This is a genomic window from Calyptranema fuscum S582 (assembly GCF_055793305.1).
The window spans coordinates 109331-125989 of record NZ_JBSLYH010000006.1; the positions used below are offsets into that span (position 1 = coordinate 109331).

9 protein-coding genes are annotated in these 16659 nt (G+C 48.0%); 6 read left to right on the forward strand and 3 right to left on the reverse strand.

The window, feature by feature from the left end:
• Positions 1 to 29: 29 nt before the first annotated feature.
• The 3 genes from ACR6Z4_RS06375 (at position 30) to ACR6Z4_RS06385 (ending at position 3707) form a co-directional block, all read left to right on the forward strand.
• Positions 30 to 2222 (forward strand): hypothetical protein, encoded by a 2193-nt coding sequence (locus tag ACR6Z4_RS06375; protein WP_479716396.1) that lies wholly within the window; start codon positions 30 to 32, stop codon positions 2220 to 2222.
• 222 nt (positions 2223 to 2444) lie between these two features.
• A complete protein-coding gene (locus tag ACR6Z4_RS06380) occupies positions 2445 to 3176 on the forward strand; it encodes a hypothetical protein (RefSeq protein ID WP_479716397.1) in 732 nt (243 codons plus the stop codon).
• Positions 3177 to 3239: 63 nt separating this feature from the next.
• A complete protein-coding gene (locus ACR6Z4_RS06385; protein WP_479716398.1) occupies positions 3240 to 3707 on the forward strand; it encodes a surface-adhesin E family protein in 468 nt (155 codons plus the stop codon).
• A gap of 119 nt (positions 3708 to 3826) precedes the next feature.
• Here the strand turns inward: ACR6Z4_RS06385 and ACR6Z4_RS06390 are convergent, their stop codons facing one another.
• A complete protein-coding gene (locus ACR6Z4_RS06390) occupies positions 3827 to 5893 on the reverse strand; it encodes an S-layer homology domain-containing protein (RefSeq protein ID WP_479716399.1) in 2067 nt (688 codons plus the stop codon).
• Between the two features lie 350 nt (positions 5894 to 6243).
• On the opposite strand from ACR6Z4_RS06390, the gene ACR6Z4_RS06395 reads away from it, so the two are divergent.
• From ACR6Z4_RS06395 to fusA, 3 genes are all read left to right on the forward strand, one after another.
• Positions 6244 to 7911, forward strand: a complete 1668-nt coding sequence (locus tag ACR6Z4_RS06395) for a phosphatidylglycerol lysyltransferase domain-containing protein (RefSeq protein WP_479716400.1) — start codon at positions 6244 to 6246, stop codon at positions 7909 to 7911.
• Positions 7912 to 8294: 383 nt separating this feature from the next.
• The gene (locus ACR6Z4_RS06400; protein WP_479716401.1) at positions 8295 to 9386 is read left to right on the forward strand and encodes a leucine-rich repeat domain-containing protein; all 1092 of its coding nucleotides are present in this window, start codon (positions 8295 to 8297) and stop codon (positions 9384 to 9386) included.
• 471 nt (positions 9387 to 9857) lie between these two features.
• Positions 9858 to 11942, forward strand: a complete 2085-nt coding sequence (gene fusA / locus ACR6Z4_RS06405) for an elongation factor G (RefSeq protein WP_479716402.1) — start codon at positions 9858 to 9860, stop codon at positions 11940 to 11942.
• A 298-nt stretch (positions 11943 to 12240) separates the two neighbouring features.
• On the opposite strand, the gene ACR6Z4_RS06410 is transcribed toward fusA, so the two are convergent.
• Both ACR6Z4_RS06410 and ACR6Z4_RS06415 read right to left on the reverse strand, forming a co-directional pair.
• On the reverse strand, positions 12241 to 15075 hold the full coding sequence (locus ACR6Z4_RS06410) for a response regulator (RefSeq protein WP_479716403.1): 2835 nt from the start codon (positions 15073 to 15075) through the stop codon (positions 12241 to 12243).
• A gap of 45 nt (positions 15076 to 15120) precedes the next feature.
• On the reverse strand, positions 15121 to 16641 hold the full coding sequence (locus ACR6Z4_RS06415) for a hybrid sensor histidine kinase/response regulator (RefSeq protein WP_479716404.1): 1521 nt from the start codon (positions 16639 to 16641) through the stop codon (positions 15121 to 15123).
• Between the last annotated feature and the right edge of the window lie 18 nt (positions 16642 to 16659).

Sequence of the window (16659 nt, forward strand, 5' to 3'; positions counted from 1 at the left end):
AATGTAGTTTCGTGCATAGATTTAGAGCCATGAGTCTATTTCAACAAAAGCGAGGATTTTGGATTAATTTTACCTGCTTGATTGCATTGGTAATGCTGACCGTAGCTTTAACATCTATTTATATACTAAACGAGCATACTTTTTATTACTGGGACTCTGCTCAATATCAAGATATGACGGCAGCGAAAGCGATCTACTTTCGCGATTTACCCAAAAATACTCTCTTTTCGGTATTTCAGGCTGTCGGTGGAATTTGGAAATCAACGGCTCAAGATTATAGTGATTTTCACACATTACTTAGTGTTCCTTTTATCCTGATATTTGGTAATAGTCGATTAGTTTATATTCTTACTCTGACCCTATTCTATGTATTGCCATTTAGCTTAACTATGGGGGCGATCGCTTCCGTTTTAATTCCTAGCTCTCCTCGTACTGTATTTTGGTCAACTGCCCTATTGGCAATGTTCTTGCCGGCAACATGGCTACCGGCCTTGCGAGGTTATCCAGATGCTGGATCCGCTGTTTTAGTAGGTTTAGCAACCTATATCTACGTACGTAACCCCAGGCGATCGCATCCCTGGCAGATAATCGTAATCGGGTTTTGTTTGGCTATATCAGTTTTATTTCGTCGTCATTTTGTATATGCAGGCATTGCGTTTTTCTGCTGCGTTATAGGACAGCAATTCATCTTTTTTCTCAACACCTTCTATCGCAACAAAAGCAAAGCTTTTCAGGAATTACCACAACAAATACAGAAAATTATCTTTATGATAGCTGCCACCGTGAGTGTGGTTGCTTTTCTTGGTTTACCGTTCATTCAAAAAATTCTGTTTACCAATTTTGGTGAGCTTTACTCATCTTATGAACAACCTATAAGCGTTAGCATTAACTACTATCGAGAGTATTACGGTTGGATTGCTTGTTTGTTAGCAGCCCTTGGTTTTGTCGCAGGCTTATTCAATCACGTTCTGGCTCGCTCTACTGCACTGTTCCTGGTTAGCTTGGCAATATTTTCCATTGGGCAGTGGGTACTACGAGTAAAACAGTTGGGTTTTCACTATAGTATGCACTTCACACCCTGGGTTGTTTTGGGGTTGTCTGCGTTAATGTGGACTGTTTGGCTAACGCTGAAAGGAAGAAAACGATTACTTTTTCTGAGTTTGCTCATTATTTATTTGTGTTTTAACATGGTTGTCGGTCTAGCCCCTCGCAGTATCTGGGCTGATACAGCAATGGGTAAGGCGATCGCAAATGCCAGCTTGAGCAAGCTATTCACATCTAACTATCCTCCTGAGGTTCATCAGGACTACGCGACTATTAGTGACCTCGTGAATTATCTTCGAGAGGTATCAGAGCCTAATGATCCCATTTATGTTGCAGCATCGTCTCCTCAATTAAATGACGATTTGTTGTGGCAAGCAAATCGAAGTTTGTATGAAAATGTGATGTCGTCCTCAGCTCAGGAGTTTTGGCACAGTAAAGGATTGAAAATCCTTCATTGGATACCTTTTGTAGATTCAAGGGATGCATACCCTTTGGAACGTCTGCTGTATTCCAACTATGTTGTGATTGCGACTCCTTTCCAGCATCATTTGCGCCCTGAGGAACAAGATTTGATCAGGGTGGTGGTTGACGCATTTGCGCAAAACTGGGAAATTGCTCAGGATTTTGCATTGCTTCCTAAACAATTTTTACTAGACGACGATATAACAGTAAATATTTATCAACGTCGGCGACCTACCTCAATTGATACAGCATTTCGCACCCTAAGGAGCATGGAAGAGGATATGGGAGAACGTCCTGGCGGTCAGAAAGCTTGGTTAGCACTGAGCCACAGCCCAGGATATTTTATTTCTAACGATTCTGATCAAAGCTACAATATTAACTTTTATCCAGAAGGTGATAGTCAACCTGAGGCAACTTCGCTACTCTATTTGGAAACACCTCCAAACCAAGCTTTTCTTGAAGGACAATTCAACTTCAGTGATGCACAATGCCCGGAAATAAAATTAACTGTTAAGTCAGTGGATCCTCAAGGCACGATACTCGATCAAAAACAGCTTAAACTTGTATCTGACAATGTATCAAAGTTTGATGTCATTTTAGAAACATCTGATCCTGCTTATTTGTTAATAGATATTTCTAGGCAGACCGATTCACCTCATACTGGGACACTTTGCTCATGGGACATAAGTGATTTAGTGGTGTCTCCAGTCAATTAATTGGTTATTTGTTATCTTGGCGATCGCCGCATTCATGAGTTAGTCAACTAGAGAAACTGCTCAAACGTATTTTCAGCTGAGTAGGGAACGATCGCTCTCTCCTAGGGGTCTTTCTTCTAGAGAACACGATTGATTACAATTGTTGGCAGTGGGTGTAACCAAAACTGTTGATACACTCTGGTATGTGGTATCTGGAAACTAACTCAGAGTTGGAGAGTGGGTATGGTGCGATCGCCGTTCAGCAAATTAATATTGCTCTTGGGTCTGGTCTGGGGACTGGGGGCGTTGCCTGCCCAGGCTCAAGTGTCTGATCAACAAGTTGGGGCATTGGTTGAAGCCTTGCGGCAGGCTGCTCCGCAAACGGACACGGAAAACGATGGTTTGTACAGTGAGTGGCAAATCAAGCCCGAAAATATTCCGCGCTGGTCGCGCCGTTGCATTGGTCGCGAGTTAACTCCTGATGCTTTTGAAGCCAGCCCTGTCACTGCTCGTAACATTTTGATCTGTGTAATGCGAGATGTGTTGGCAGAGGAGTATGACGCCAGCAATCAGAATGAAGCGATCGCTGTTCGACGGGCGGCGGCATGGTGGATGACAGGAGATGCCAGCCAGTACGACACGGCTGGAACGGCAGCTTATACTGAGCGAGTGCTGAATGCCTATCAACAGCAATCTGAATCAACGGCAACTTCCAGCGCACAACCGTCTGTAGAGGCAGAGCCTCTACGCCCGGTGTTTGATCGCTATATGCAAGCGGGATACAGAGCAACGGAGCAACGGGATTATGCGACTGCATTGCTGTACTTCAGGCGGGCGCTGGATGAACGTCCCGATGATAGCTATGCTCAGCAGGCGATCGAAAACGTTGAAGGCTACTTGAATCGCCTGCCTGAAGACACAACCGACCCTTCTGATGTGGTACCTTTGCAGCCAAGTCCATCCCCCTCTAATTGAGCTGTGATGCTTGTGAGATGGGTATCGTTTGAACCTTTAATGAATCATGTTATGAATCGTATTATGAATATATACTTGCTCAAGTTAGCGGTCTTAAGTGCGGTGCTGTTGCCTTGCCTACCTGCGATCGCAGAACCTAACTGGGTAGAAGTCACAACCAATGCCGTGGGCGATCGCTTTTCTGTCGATCGCAACTCGATTGAGACGCGCGAAGATAGTGTTTGGTACTGGGAATATCGTAGTTTTGAGCAACCCAATAATGCGTTTGTTGAAGCTGAAATCAGTGAGCCAGTATATGGGGTGATGCTGTATCAATCTGTGGATTGTGTTGCGAATGTAGCTCGGTTACGGCAATTGATTGTTTATGGTGATGGTCAAGAACAATTGCAACAGTTCAATTATGGCGATACGGGTAGCCTTGCCCAACCCGCTTCTGGTAGTAGTGCATTGAGGACATTACGGTTTGCCTGTGATCAACCAGCAACGCCTGAAGCGCCTGAAACATCTGAAACACCAGCCCCTAATGGTTAATACCGCAATCCTAAATGGGTTGTGAGAGGCGCACCCCGAAGGGGTACGCCTCTCACAACCCGCCTATCCGTCTATGTGAGAGCCACGCGGAGCGTGGTTCTCACACAAATGGGCGATCGCTATAGTTCTTGCGTCATGATCCGACGGAGAATTTCGGTAATTTCGGCAGCCATACGGGCATCGAGTTGGCGAGCCTCTTCGTTGGCATCATTCAAGTCTTTGGTTGCAACCAGAGTCAAACCGAGCGATCGCCAAATCGCTGGATTTCCCTGACGACGCGGACGGGTATCGTTAAAACGAAACAGCGCTGTATAAACCAATTCTGTGCGATCGCGGGTGGCACTGCGCCCAAACCCCAGTTTTGAAAGAATCACCGGCGCTTCAATCACATTGGCGATACCCAATTGATCGATGGCGATATCCAGGTAACGGGCTGTATCTTGTGCCATTGCTCGTACCACCGCTTCCAGGCTACTCCACTGGGCAGAGGTGATTTGGGCATCGGCAGGAAGATGATAGTGCCAGCCCAGCATGGTGATCAGGCGGGTGAGATCGTAGGTTGATAGCAAATTATTGCCGGAATAACTGGTGGCGATCGCAGGCAAGAGCGTTTGATTGGAGGAGAGATGATATAAACTGGGTTGACTGATGAAGGCATCTTCTCCATAGCGTCCGCGAAATTCCAGGGAGCTATTGCCAGTCATGCGTTTCACCCAGTTCTCTAGATCCGTTGGCGGCGAAAACTGTTTAAACATTAAGGCGATCGCATTGGAACTGCCAATCATGGTTTGATAGGTGACCAGATCAACTGCCAGTCGATAGACGTTATAGCCGCCACTACTTCCGGGCGATCGCACCAGACAATCTTTAATGGCTGCACCGGGGTTAACCGCATTGGCACGGGCGATGACATGCAACACGGGAATAAATTTAGTTGCACTCCAGAGCTGCATTGCCGTCAGGGCGTTGCGTCCCAACCAACGAGCTTTGACCCTGCCTTCAACCATGCTGCCGATGCAGATGCAGGCGGAGGCAATATCACTATGCAAAAACTCCAAGCCCCCTGCTACAGAAGGTTTCGTACCCACGCTGGGATACGGCAGAAATGTAACGGGGGTTGTGCTGCCGGTTAAGGATGTGCGATCGCCCAACGATACTACCTGGGAGCCATCTACGGGTTGTATCAGCCGATCGGCATAGCTGGGGATGTCATTAAAATAGGCAGATTGTTGAATGCCGTAATCGAGAAACGCGAGCTTCTCGGCATTAAATCCAGCCTCCTGGGTGAGCAGACGATCAAACAGCTGTTGCCGATCGCTGGCGGCTTGCAAAGACATATCAGTGGCATCGGCATGGATTAATGCCTGGGCAAAGGGCGCGTTAAACTCACCGACTTTCATGGTAGAAAGCCCATAAAACTGACAAAATTGCGTTAGAGCTTGCTCAGTTTTAGAAGTGTAGATGCCATTGATTTCTGCCGCAGGATACAATCCCAGTGCGGTCAGTTGCACCTGAAGATCACGCATCAACCGGGCACTACCTTTCCAGGTAGCAAAGGGAACAGTGACGCTGCCTGCTAGCAAGTCTGGTAAACCCCAGTACCAGGTGGCAGCTTGGGGTGGCACTGAATCGCGCATCTTTAAGGCACGGCATAAGTTAGCACAGACTTCAGCCCGAGTGGCATTGACGTTGGGGCGCAACTGTCGCACATCTGGATAGTTCACCACCAGATCGCCACTAATGGCAGTAGCGATCGCCCCTTTTGCCCATCCTGCTACCTCTGCCGCATCGGTGAAATAGAGGGGTAAGAGGTCATCAGCCGTTGTTACAGTCGTCAACCGTGCCGCATTCACCAGTACCAATAACACTTGTAAACGAGAAATCGATTGCCCCGGTTGAAAACTGCCGTCGTTATATCCCGAAAAAAAGCCTCTTTCTACTGCCCAGCGAATCACTGTTGCTGCCCAATGGGTGGCTGGCACATCGGCGAATGCAAGGGGCGATCGCACGGCGGGTGCCTCTGGAAATGCCCGATAGGTCAGGGCTGCAAATTCCGCCCGAGTAATTCCGCTATCAGGTCGAAACCCTCCGTCAGGGTAGCCGTTGACAATGGCACGATTGGCTAACGCCAAAATGCAAGCTTCAGCCCAATGACCCTGACTATCGGTGAAGGACGTAGTTGGCATGACACAAGCACGGGTTAGATTTAGACTACTCTTACCATAAGCCGTACACAGCACTCACGGAATCACATAGCCGAATTAAACATATCACCTTAAAACTCTTGTGCTGCCTATGGCACAGGGGTTTAGATCGAGTCGTGCAAACACTATAGCGCGTCACGACTGGATAGATTACGGTTTTTGTGCGAGAGCCGCGCTCCGCGCGGCTCTCGCACAACATCAAGTCGGTTAAGGTACTTAGGATCGTGGATTTAATAAAACCGAAGATTTATTGTTGGAAGCGCGGCGGAGCCGCGCTTCCAACAATAAACTTCCGGATTTTAATTAACTTGTGATTCTTAACATCTATCGCCATGCTCAGCTACCGAACTCGAATTGGACTCTGGACTGTCAGCCTGATTACGGGTCTGGCAGGCATGATTAACCTGTTTTCTGCGGTTACGCCTAGCTTACCCGAACGGGTCGCATTGCTTAAACCCCTGATTCCGTTTGAAGTCCGAGTTGGGGGACATTTATTTACGGCTATTACTGGGTTTTTTCTGCTTACGCTCGCTGTCCATCTTCTTCGACGCAAACGGATTGCCTGGTGGATGGCAATTGGCGTACTGATGGTTTCTATTTTTAGTAATCTGATCAAAGGATTAGATTATGAAGAAGGCTTACTGTCTCTGGTGTTATTAGGACAATTGATCTGGATGAGACCGGCGTTTACAGCTCAATCCGATCGCCCTTCCATTGCTCAAGGGATACGTGTGTTTGTGGTGGCGTTACTTTTTACGCTGACCTATGGAACTCTGGGGTTTGATTGGCTGGATCACCATTATTCAGTCAATTTTAATTTGCCAACGGCTTTTATCCAAACGCTAGCCATGTTTTTTGCCGATACCAGTGCTGGGTCGCAGCCCACTACTCGGTTTGGACAATTTTTTATCAACTCTATTTACATCATTGGCAGTGTCACTCTGGGGTATGCTCTGCTGATGTTACTGCGTCCTGTGCTGCTGCGATCGCCAGCCAGTGAGCGAGAGCGTCAACGGGCAACGTCCTTGGTGACGACTTACGGACAATCGTCTCTGGCACGATTTGCGTTGTTAGACGATAAAGCCTATTACTTCAGCCCATCGGGTCGTAGTGTGATTGCTTATGTCGCCAAAGGCAGGGGTGCGATCGCATTGGGAGATCCGATTGGAGACCCCGACGATTGCCGAGAGGCGATCGTTGGATTTCAGCAATTTTGTTTGCAAAATGATTGGTATGCGGCTTTCTACCAGACCTTACCCGATGACGTGATGATATATGAATCATTGGGATTTCAAGTCTTACAAATTGGTGAAGAAGCCATCGTAGATCTGAAAACCTTTACCCTCGACGGTAAAGCTGGAAAAAATTTGCGCACAGCAGTGAACAAGTTTACAAAACTGGGCTATACCGTCCAATGGTCTCAACCCCCAATTGCTTCCGACTTGCTCAACCAACTGCGCACGGTCAGCGATGAATGGCTAAAACTGATGCACGGTTCCGAGAAAAAGTTTTCTCTGGGTTGGTTTGACGATCGCTATTTGGGTGATTGTGAAATTGCTACGGTTTATGCCAGCGATGGACAAATTACGGCATTTGCCAACATTGTGCCTGAATATCAACGCAACGACATCACCATCGATCTGATGCGTCATCGAGCCAATGCAGAGCATGGTACCATGGACTTTTTATTTATCTCCTTATTTCAGCACTATCAACAACGCGGCTATGATGGCTTTAATTTAGGCTTATCAGCCCTTTCGGGCGTCGGGCAAACCCAGCAATCGCCCCGACTTGAAAAAGGAATTCATTACCTCTACGAGCATTTGAATCGGTTTTATAACTTCAAAGGGTTGCACAACTACAAAGAAAAATTCCATCCCCGCTGGGAACCCCGTTATCTCATCTATCCCGGTTTAGTTGCCTTACCCGATGTTGTCGTGGCTCTGATTCGGGCAGATTCTGGCGATCGCCTATTCGACTACTTTAAACCGGGGACTTAAAACCAGGTGCTTACCGTAATTGCCACTGGCTTAAGCCACAGATTTTTTGTGGTGTGCCGTGCGAAGCGCGGCACACCACAAAAAATCTCAACAGATCCAAGTGCAAAGCACTGTAAACCGGGTGCAGAAGAGTACGGAATTGAACCCTGGAGCGTTGTAGCTTCAACGCAGTCGGTGTAGTGATTACCGCACGTTTTACCTGATTCTTTCGTTTCCTAATGTTTGTCAGCGGTGTCAAAATAATAAAAGACGATAGCAATTCTCAACGGTATAACGTACACGCTATTGTGCGAGAGCCTCACTCCGCGCAGCTCACACACAGCACTCGTAATTTATCCAGGCGCGAAGCGCTATATTCGCTCATCCCCTTTGTCACAACCCCTATGTTACTTCGCGATCGCTCTTTCACCTATGGTTTCAGTTCTCTGCTTGGACTGGCGGTCTTGCTCAGTCTGACCGCTTCAGGATCGGCTCAAACCCGCCTAGCTCAGGTAAATTCTGATGAACATGCACCCGTGCAGGATACGGGCGATCGCCTGCAAACGTTTGCCGACTGGTGTGCACAACGAGACACTTTATCGGCTGATACGCAATACACTATCGAGCTGATGCTGGCACAAGCCGGAACTGAGGATTGTGCTACCGCACATCAAATTTTATCTACAGCAGAAGGGTTAACGCTACAGGATTCTGGCGGAGCAGTAGAGCTGCTTAACCTGTTTACGGGATTGCCCCAGGAATCTCAACCCCCGATCGCCACATTGACTGACTTACGACCGCTGGCGAGCCTGACCCAACTCAAGCAGTTGAGTTTCTATGGTGGTAACTTTAGTGACCTCAGTCCCCTGGCCTCTCTGACCCATTTAGAGCAACTGAGTATCAATAGCAGTCAATTAACTACGATTGCGCCCCTGGCAGCTCTTTCTAGCCTGGTTAAGCTGGAATTGCACGATAACCAGATTCAAGATATCAGTGTCGTGCGATCGCTCCCGCAACTGATGCATCTGGATGTGACCGATAACGCCATTACTGATCTGAGTCCCCTGATTGATGTGCCTCAACTGCAAACTCTCGGGATCAGTGGCAACCCCATCGAGGACTTTAGCCCCGTGTCTACCCTGACCCAGTTAACCACGCTCGACCTGTCTGCCCAACCGATTAGCGACCTGACCTTCCTTGCGCCGCTAACTCAGCTCAAATTTCTCAATCTGGATGGAGCCCAGGTGAACGATTTGAGTCCGCTCAGCCACCTGACTCAGCTGGAAACGCTCTCTCTGTTTTTCAATCAGGTGAGTGACGTTAGTCCTCTGGCAACGCTGACCCAGTTGCGATCGCTGATCCTCAGTGGCAACCAGATTACTGATGCCAGCCCGCTATCGAGTTTACCAAATCTAGACGTGCTGGATCTGGCAGGCAATCCTCTGCGCGATCGCACCTGCCCCGTTGCACCCGCCTCGATTTGTCTGTTTGAATAAATGTGTAGTCATTCGATCGAATGGGGGGCACTCTTAATCAGTGGTCAAGCTCCCTGCTGGTGTGCAGCCTGGTACGCTAAGTTCAAAGCGTTAGAGAGCATGGAAGGGGTGAATCCTCCATCTAGAGGGCATAGCCCCCAACCCCGATGTTGCAAAATTTAGTGTTTGCACGACCAGGGTAATGAATTGGACAGGGAGAGTTTTTTCGTAGAGAAAGACTCTACTCATTCGGTTGGATAGGGCAACAGCAGAAAATCTTATTACTTCTTCTGTCAAATTGCTTCCACTTCGTTACCACGACACTTTACAATTAGCAACGTTATTATAGACATGGCATGGAATTTGTCAGGATTCTGCATGACTCAAATCCAGCCTGTACTGGCTACGAAGGCAACGCTCATTTTCATTTGGGTAACGCTTAAAAGGTCGTCCTTAAAACTGTTTGTCGCATTATAACTCTAGAGAGCAACTATGAAAGACCTCACTCGGTATCGTAACATCGGCATTTTCGCCCATGTCGATGCAGGTAAAACGACTACAACTGAAAGAATCCTGAAACTGACGGGCAAGATCCACAAAATTGGTGAGGTGCACGAAGGCGCAGCGACAACAGATTTTATGGAGCAGGAGCAGGAGCGTGGCATCACGATTCAATCTGCCGCTACCACTTGTTTCTGGAACGACCACCAACTCAACATTATCGATACTCCGGGTCACGTTGACTTTACGATCGAGGTGTATCGCTCCCTTAAGGTTCTGGATGGTGGAATCGGGGTTTTCTGTGGTTCTGGTGGTGTGGAACCGCAGTCTGAAACCAACTGGCGCTATGCCAACGATTCTAAAGTCTCTCGTATTATCTACATCAACAAGCTAGATCGCACAGGTGCGGATTTCTTCCGGGTTGTGCAACAAGTAGATAAGATATTGGCTGCCAAACCGTTAGTCATGGTGTTGCCGATTGGTATTGAAGAGCAGTTTATTGGCGTTGTCGATTTGCTCACCCGCAAAGCTTGGGTATGGGATGATTCTGGCGACCCGATGAACTACAAAATCAAAGATGTCCCTGCCGACATGAAAGATGATGTCGAAAAGTACCGCGAACAGTTGATCGAACTGGCGGTTGAGCAGGATGACACGATCATGGAAAAGTATCTGGAAGGCGAAGAAGTCACGATTGAAGAAATCAAGAAGTGTATCCGCAAGGGCACTCGTGATATGGCTTTCTTCCCCACCTATTGCGGTTCGTCCTTTAAGAACAAGGGCGTGCAGTTGGTGCTGGATGCGGTGGTTGATTATTTGCCCAATCCTACGGAAGTTCAACCTCAGCCAGAAGTGGATCTGGAAGGTAACGAGACAGGCACGTTTGCCATCGTTGATCCCGAAAGACCCTTACGTGCTCTTGCCTTCAAGATCATGGACGATCGCTTTGGGGCACTGACATTCACCCGTCTCTATTCGGGGACGTTGTCGAAGGGCGATAACGTGCTGAATACTGCCACGGGTAAAACCGAGCGGGTTAGCCGTTTGGTGGAAATGCACGCCAACTCTCGTGAAGAAATCGAATCGGCTCAGGCGGGCGATATTGTGGCGATCGTTGGCATGAAAAATGTCCAAACTGGGCACACGCTCTGCGATCCTAAAAATCCGGCGACGCTAGAACCGATGGTCTTCCCTGATCCTGTGATTTCGGTTGCTGTCAAACCCAAGACTAAGGGTGGCGACGAAAAAATGGGGATTGCGCTGAATAAAATGGTGCAAGAAGACCCCTCCTTCCATGTGATGACCGACGAAGAAAGCGGTGAAACCATCCTCAAAGGGATGGGCGAACTGCATTTGGAAATCAAGGTTGATATCTTGAAGCGGACGCACGGCGTAGAAGTGGAGGTCGGTAAGCCTCAAGTTGCCTATCGTGAGTCGATTACCAAGCGGCTTGAAGATAGCTACACCCACAAGAAACAGTCTGGGGGTTCGGGTCAATACGGTAAAATCGAGTACATCATCGAACCCGGTGAAGCTGGCAGTGGCTTCCAGTATGAATCTAAAGTGGTCGGTGGTGCTGTTCCTCGGGAATACTGGCCGGCGGTTGAGAAAGGATTTGAAAGCAGCATTGGCAAAGGTGTGCTGGCAGGCTACCCCTGTGTGGACTTGAAGTTCACGCTGACAGGTGGTGGTTTCCACCCCGTTGACTCGTCTGCGATCGCCTTTGAAATTGCGGCAAAAGCTGCCTATCGGCAATCGATTCCCAAGGCGGGTCCTCAGTTGCTAGAACCGATCATGAATGTGGACGTGTTCACACCAGATGATTACATGGGCGATGTTATTGGCGACCTCAACCGTCGTCGAGGCATGATGAAGTCTCAGGAAACAGGCGTGACTGGCGCTCGTATTAAGGCAGATGTGCCCCTGAGTGAAATGTTTGGCTACATCGGCGATCTGCGAACCATGACCTCTGGTCGCGGTCAGTTCTCGATGTCTTTCTCTCACTATGCTCCTTGCCCCGCTAACGTGGCAGAGGCAGTGATCAAGGAAGCCAAAGAACGTCAGGCGGCTTCGTAGTCATAGTTGGCTATTCGCCATCAAACTTAGAGATGACAAATTAATTAAAACCCAGACGTGTATGTTTGGAAGCGGGGCGTCGCCCTGCTTCCAGACATACATATTCGGTTTTCTTAAGTCTACGATCCGCAGGAGAGGGTGCAGAGGTAAAACCTCTGCACCCTCTTTGAGTGAATGGGGCGATCGCCCCAACGATAGCAATCGTCGAGACGGTTCAATCAGCAGGCTGTGAGAGAGCCGCGCGGAGCGCGGCTCTCTCACCAAATTTCATAGCTGGATGAAGCGATGCAGACCGGATTTAAGGTTGGGTTAAGTTGAGCAGGTAATCAAATTGAAAGTTATTGATCCAATGGGTCAGGGCGCGAGCCAGATCTGCATGAGGTTCGGGAATTTGTTGCAGAAGTTTGAGTAATTGCTGGTCAGAACCTCTGATCGCCGCTTGCCGGAATTTTTCAATCCATTCAGTAGGCATAATTTTGAGAGCATCTGGAGTGATGTCAAACTGGGATGCCATTGCCAGCAGTGATGGCTCGGACGCAGTAGGAATCGACGAATCCTGCTGTAGAACCCGTTCTGAATTGGGCGACTCATAGACATACCGCACCCCTAAATGTTCTGCCATTTTTTCTAAAATCATGGCTTCCTGGAACGGCTTGCGGACAAAGTCATCGCAGCCTGCGGCTAAAACCTTCGTGCGATCTTCTTCAAATACACTGGCTGTAATGGCAATAATTTTGGTTGGAGACAGGGATAATGAAGCTGGAGACTGAGACGAACTCCGCGATCGCGATGACGTACGTTTTTTAGCGGGTTGTTGTTTGGTGCGTTTGCTCTCTTCTCGTCTAATCCAATGGGTTGCTTCATAGCCATCGGTTACAGGCATCCACATATCCATCCAAATCAGATGGGGTTGCCAGCGCTGCCAGGACGCGATCGCCTCTTTGCCATTGTTGACTTCCTGTACTTCAAAGCCAACGGATTGCAACAATTGCACCAATGCCTGTCGGCTTGCCCAATGATCATCAACCACCAAGATGCGATAGGTGGGTTGGTCGGACGCCAGGGCGATCGCCCTTTCTTTCGGCAGGGTGGCTAAGGCATCCGTGCGCTGAACCAACTTGATGGGGATATCAAACCGGAACAATGCACCTTGATCGGGCATACTTGTCACCAGCAAATTGCCCCCCATGAGATAGACAAACTGTTGGCTAATTGATAACCCCAGCCCAGTTCCCTCATGCAAAGTGCGTCCACTTCTAGATTGGACGAAGGGATCAAACAAGTACTCCAACTCATCGGGATCAATTCCTACGCCAGTATCTTCGACTTCAAAGCTTAAATCTAGATCTGGAAATTTGAGGATATCTGCCACCGTAACGGCTTCTTTATCAAGCGGTCGGACAGACACCGGATAGTGCTTGATGCGTAACGTAACCTGACCGTGCTGCGTAAACTTGATCGCGTTTCCCAACAAATTGATCAAGATCTGGCGCAACTTATTTTCATCGGTCTGGATATAGCGAGGTAAGTCAGGAACCGGGGCAAAACTCAGTTTTAAGCCCTTTGCCTGCGCTCGCAGTTGAAACATGCCTTGCAAACTATCTAACAGGGCATAGAGATCAAATTCGACCGGATTAAATATCACCAAGCGGGCTTCAATTTTCGACATTTCTAGAATGTCATTGATCAACCGCAATAGATGCTCACCACTGCGATTGACAATCTCAATCTGTTGCCGTTGGGATTGGCTAATGGAATGATCCCGCGATAACAATTCGGTAAAGCCAAGAATCGCCGTCAGGGGGGTGCGTAATTCATGACTCATATTTGCCAGGAAGGTACTTTTTGCCACATTAGCTGCTTCGGCAGCTTCCTTGGCGGTTTTTAACTCAAGGGTGCGTTGCTCTACCCGTCTTTCTAAGTCACTGTTTGATTGGCGTAAGGCAGCTTCTGCCTGTTTCAACATCGTAATATCGCGCATGATGGTCGAAAAATAGTCTACCGTGCCTGATTCATTTTTGTGGGCAATGATCAGGTGAGACACCGGAATTTCGTGTCCAGATTGGGTCGAGATGGCTGTTTCATCTAACCAGAGCCCGACTTCTGTGGCTAAGGGTAGACCTTGATTGAGAATTAAATCGTGAGTCCATTGGGGATGAAAGTCGATTAGCTTGAGATGCGAAAAATCATGATTGGGAGATAGATTGTGGAGGCGTCTCAGGGGCGCATTTAGCCAAATAATTTGTCCATCATTAGTGGCAATACTAATAAAATCTGGAGATGCTTCTAGAATGGCTAACAAGCGTGCTTGTTTTTGCTCTAGTTGTTTGCGTTGGGTGGTGTCTTCTGCAATGCCGGCTATCCGATAAACCTTGCCTGCTTCATTCAATACGGGAAAGGCGCGATCGCGAATCCAACGAATTTCACCATCCGGTCGAATCACGCGATATTCTTCGTCATATTTGCCCAGGACTTGTTTACTGAGAGAAGCTCGAATGCGATCGCAATCTTCGGGATGAATAGCCTTAAACCATGCCTGGGGTGACTGATATAGCATGGCGCAGGGTTGTCCCCAAACCCGCTCATAACTGGGGCTGATATAAATAATTTGTTGCTGCTCAACATCCGTCAGCCAAAATACTTCATCAATACTTTCTGCCAGTTGGCGGAAGCGTTCTTCACTCTGGCGTAAGGTTTGCTGAGACAATTCCAATTCTTGATCCTGGTGATATCGCCGCAAGGCTTCTGTAACGGTTAAATTCAGGTCGGTATCATCCCAGGGTTTGGTGATGTAGCGATAGAGACAGGCACCATTGACCGCATTGCCAACGGCATCAGCACTGGCTTGCCCCGTCAATAATACTTTCAACATTTTGGGATATTTGGAATGAACCCGAATCAATAATTCATCGCCTTTAATACCGGGCATGATGTGGTCAGAAATCACCAACGGTACTTCAATGCCATCGGCGTTGAGTTCGTCGAGTAATTCCAGTGCTTCTTGCGCACTTTCTGCCAGCTCAATGTTGTAGGTGTTGTGCAAATTTCGAGTGAGCTGATCTCTCAGACTAACCAGCACAGTGCGATCGTCATCAACACAAATAATAGTCGGTTGAAGTCTGGGGTCGGTCATTTGGAGATCTCCGGTTGGCAGTTCAGCACTTGCATTCAAAGGGTGTTAAGAAAGGAGGGTGACAGGTTGGATGGGTAGCCAGACTGTTAATTGGGTTCGCCCCGGTGTGCTCTCTACCTCAATCTTGCCTCGATGTTTTTCAATAATCTTACGGACAATATGAAGCCCCAGACCCGTCCCTTCTCCCATGGGTTTGGTGGTAAAAAATGGCTCAAAGATTTGTGCCTGGATGTCGGGTGCAATGCCATCACCGGAATCAATAATTTGTACGATCACATCGTCCTTTTGCTCCGACACTATGATCTCCAATCGACCTCGATGATGCATGGCTTGAATCGCATTATGAATCAGATTAGTCCAGACTTGATTTAGTTCTTCAGGATAACAAAGAATTTTGGGATGTTGATGGTAGGTTTTGTGGACGTCTACTCCTTGCTTTAATAAATTAGAGTAAAGGGTCAGGACAATATCGATCCCCTCTGTAATCGAGGCATAGGTCATTTTGCCATCGGCGTTGTAGCGCGCATAGCTCTTGAGCGAAAAGACAATTTTGGTTGCCTGCTCAATAGCCAGGCTGATATTTTGGCTGTTGGTTTGGATGGCGGATAGATTATAGGCAGTTTCTAAAATAAAACGATTGTTGGGTTCTTGCAGCAAAGAAAGCCAGGAGGTAACACTTTCAGAAATACCCATTCTGCTGAGAAAATCTGCAACGATTTCAGAATTGGCGATCGCCAGGGTTTTCAGTTCTTCATTCAGTCGGCGTTTGAGTTGGCGTTCTTCCCGAAACGAAAGGAACTCCTGGTTAGTTTGCACACTCTTCAACAGCGACAAAAAGTCAACCCAATGCTGGGGAGACAGTTGTCGAACTATCCAGGGCAACTGTGCTAAGGAGTGGTCTAGCGCCCCACTGATATTGTGAATGGATGCCTGAATTGCCCCCAACGGCGTATTAATTTCGTGGGCAACCCCAGCCACCAGTTGACCCAAAACTGCCATTTTTTCAGATTGTACGAGTTCCGTTTGGGCATCCTGAAGTTGTCGCAATGCTGTTTGCAACTCCTGGTTTTTCTGCTTAATCGCTTTTTCGGCTTGCTGGCGCTCTACGATTTCTCTGACCAGTTCATCATTGGTTTGGGTCAAGAGTTTGTTGCGTTGCTCTAGCTTTTTGGTCAGGCTACGGATTTGTAAATGTACTTTGACCCTCGCCAACAGTTCTTCAATCTGCACCGGCTTGGCAATATAGTCCACGGCTCCTACCGAAAACCCCCTGACCTTATCGACCATGTCATTCAGGGCGGTCATAAAAATCACAGGAATTTCATCTACCTGAGGGCTCGCTTTGAGCTGCTGGCACGTTTCAAAGCCATCGATCCCCGGCATCAACACATCTAACAAAATCAGATCCGGTTGGGCATATTTAGCCTGCTCGATCGCCATTTCTCCGTTAGTGGCAATCAAAACTTCCCAGCCTTCGCGGGTCAATAACTGAGATAACACTCGCAGATTGTCTGCAATGTCATCGACGATCAGAATTGTGGCTTGTTCTCTGTCTATGTCGGTCATAGAATATCAGTTCTAAAT

Coding starts and splice junctions, on each gene's coding strand:
- ACR6Z4_RS06415 (WP_479716404.1), bottom strand. CDS start 16,641: ATGACCGACATAGACAGAGAACAAGCCACAATTCTGATCGTCGATGAC.
- ACR6Z4_RS06410 (WP_479716403.1), bottom strand. CDS start 15,075: ATGACCGACCCCAGACTTCAACCGACTATTATTTGTGTTGATGACGAT.
- ACR6Z4_RS06375 (WP_479716396.1), top strand. CDS start 30: ATGAGTCTATTTCAACAAAAGCGAGGATTTTGGATTAATTTTACCTGC.
- ACR6Z4_RS06385 (WP_479716398.1), top strand. CDS start 3,240: ATGAATATATACTTGCTCAAGTTAGCGGTCTTAAGTGCGGTGCTGTTG.
- ACR6Z4_RS06380 (WP_479716397.1), top strand. CDS start 2,445: ATGGTGCGATCGCCGTTCAGCAAATTAATATTGCTCTTGGGTCTGGTC.
- ACR6Z4_RS06390 (WP_479716399.1), bottom strand. CDS start 5,893: ATGCCAACTACGTCCTTCACCGATAGTCAGGGTCATTGGGCTGAAGCT.
- fusA (WP_479716402.1), top strand. CDS start 9,858: ATGAAAGACCTCACTCGGTATCGTAACATCGGCATTTTCGCCCATGTC.
- ACR6Z4_RS06395 (WP_479716400.1), top strand. CDS start 6,244: ATGCTCAGCTACCGAACTCGAATTGGACTCTGGACTGTCAGCCTGATT.
- ACR6Z4_RS06400 (WP_479716401.1), top strand. CDS start 8,295: ATGTTACTTCGCGATCGCTCTTTCACCTATGGTTTCAGTTCTCTGCTT.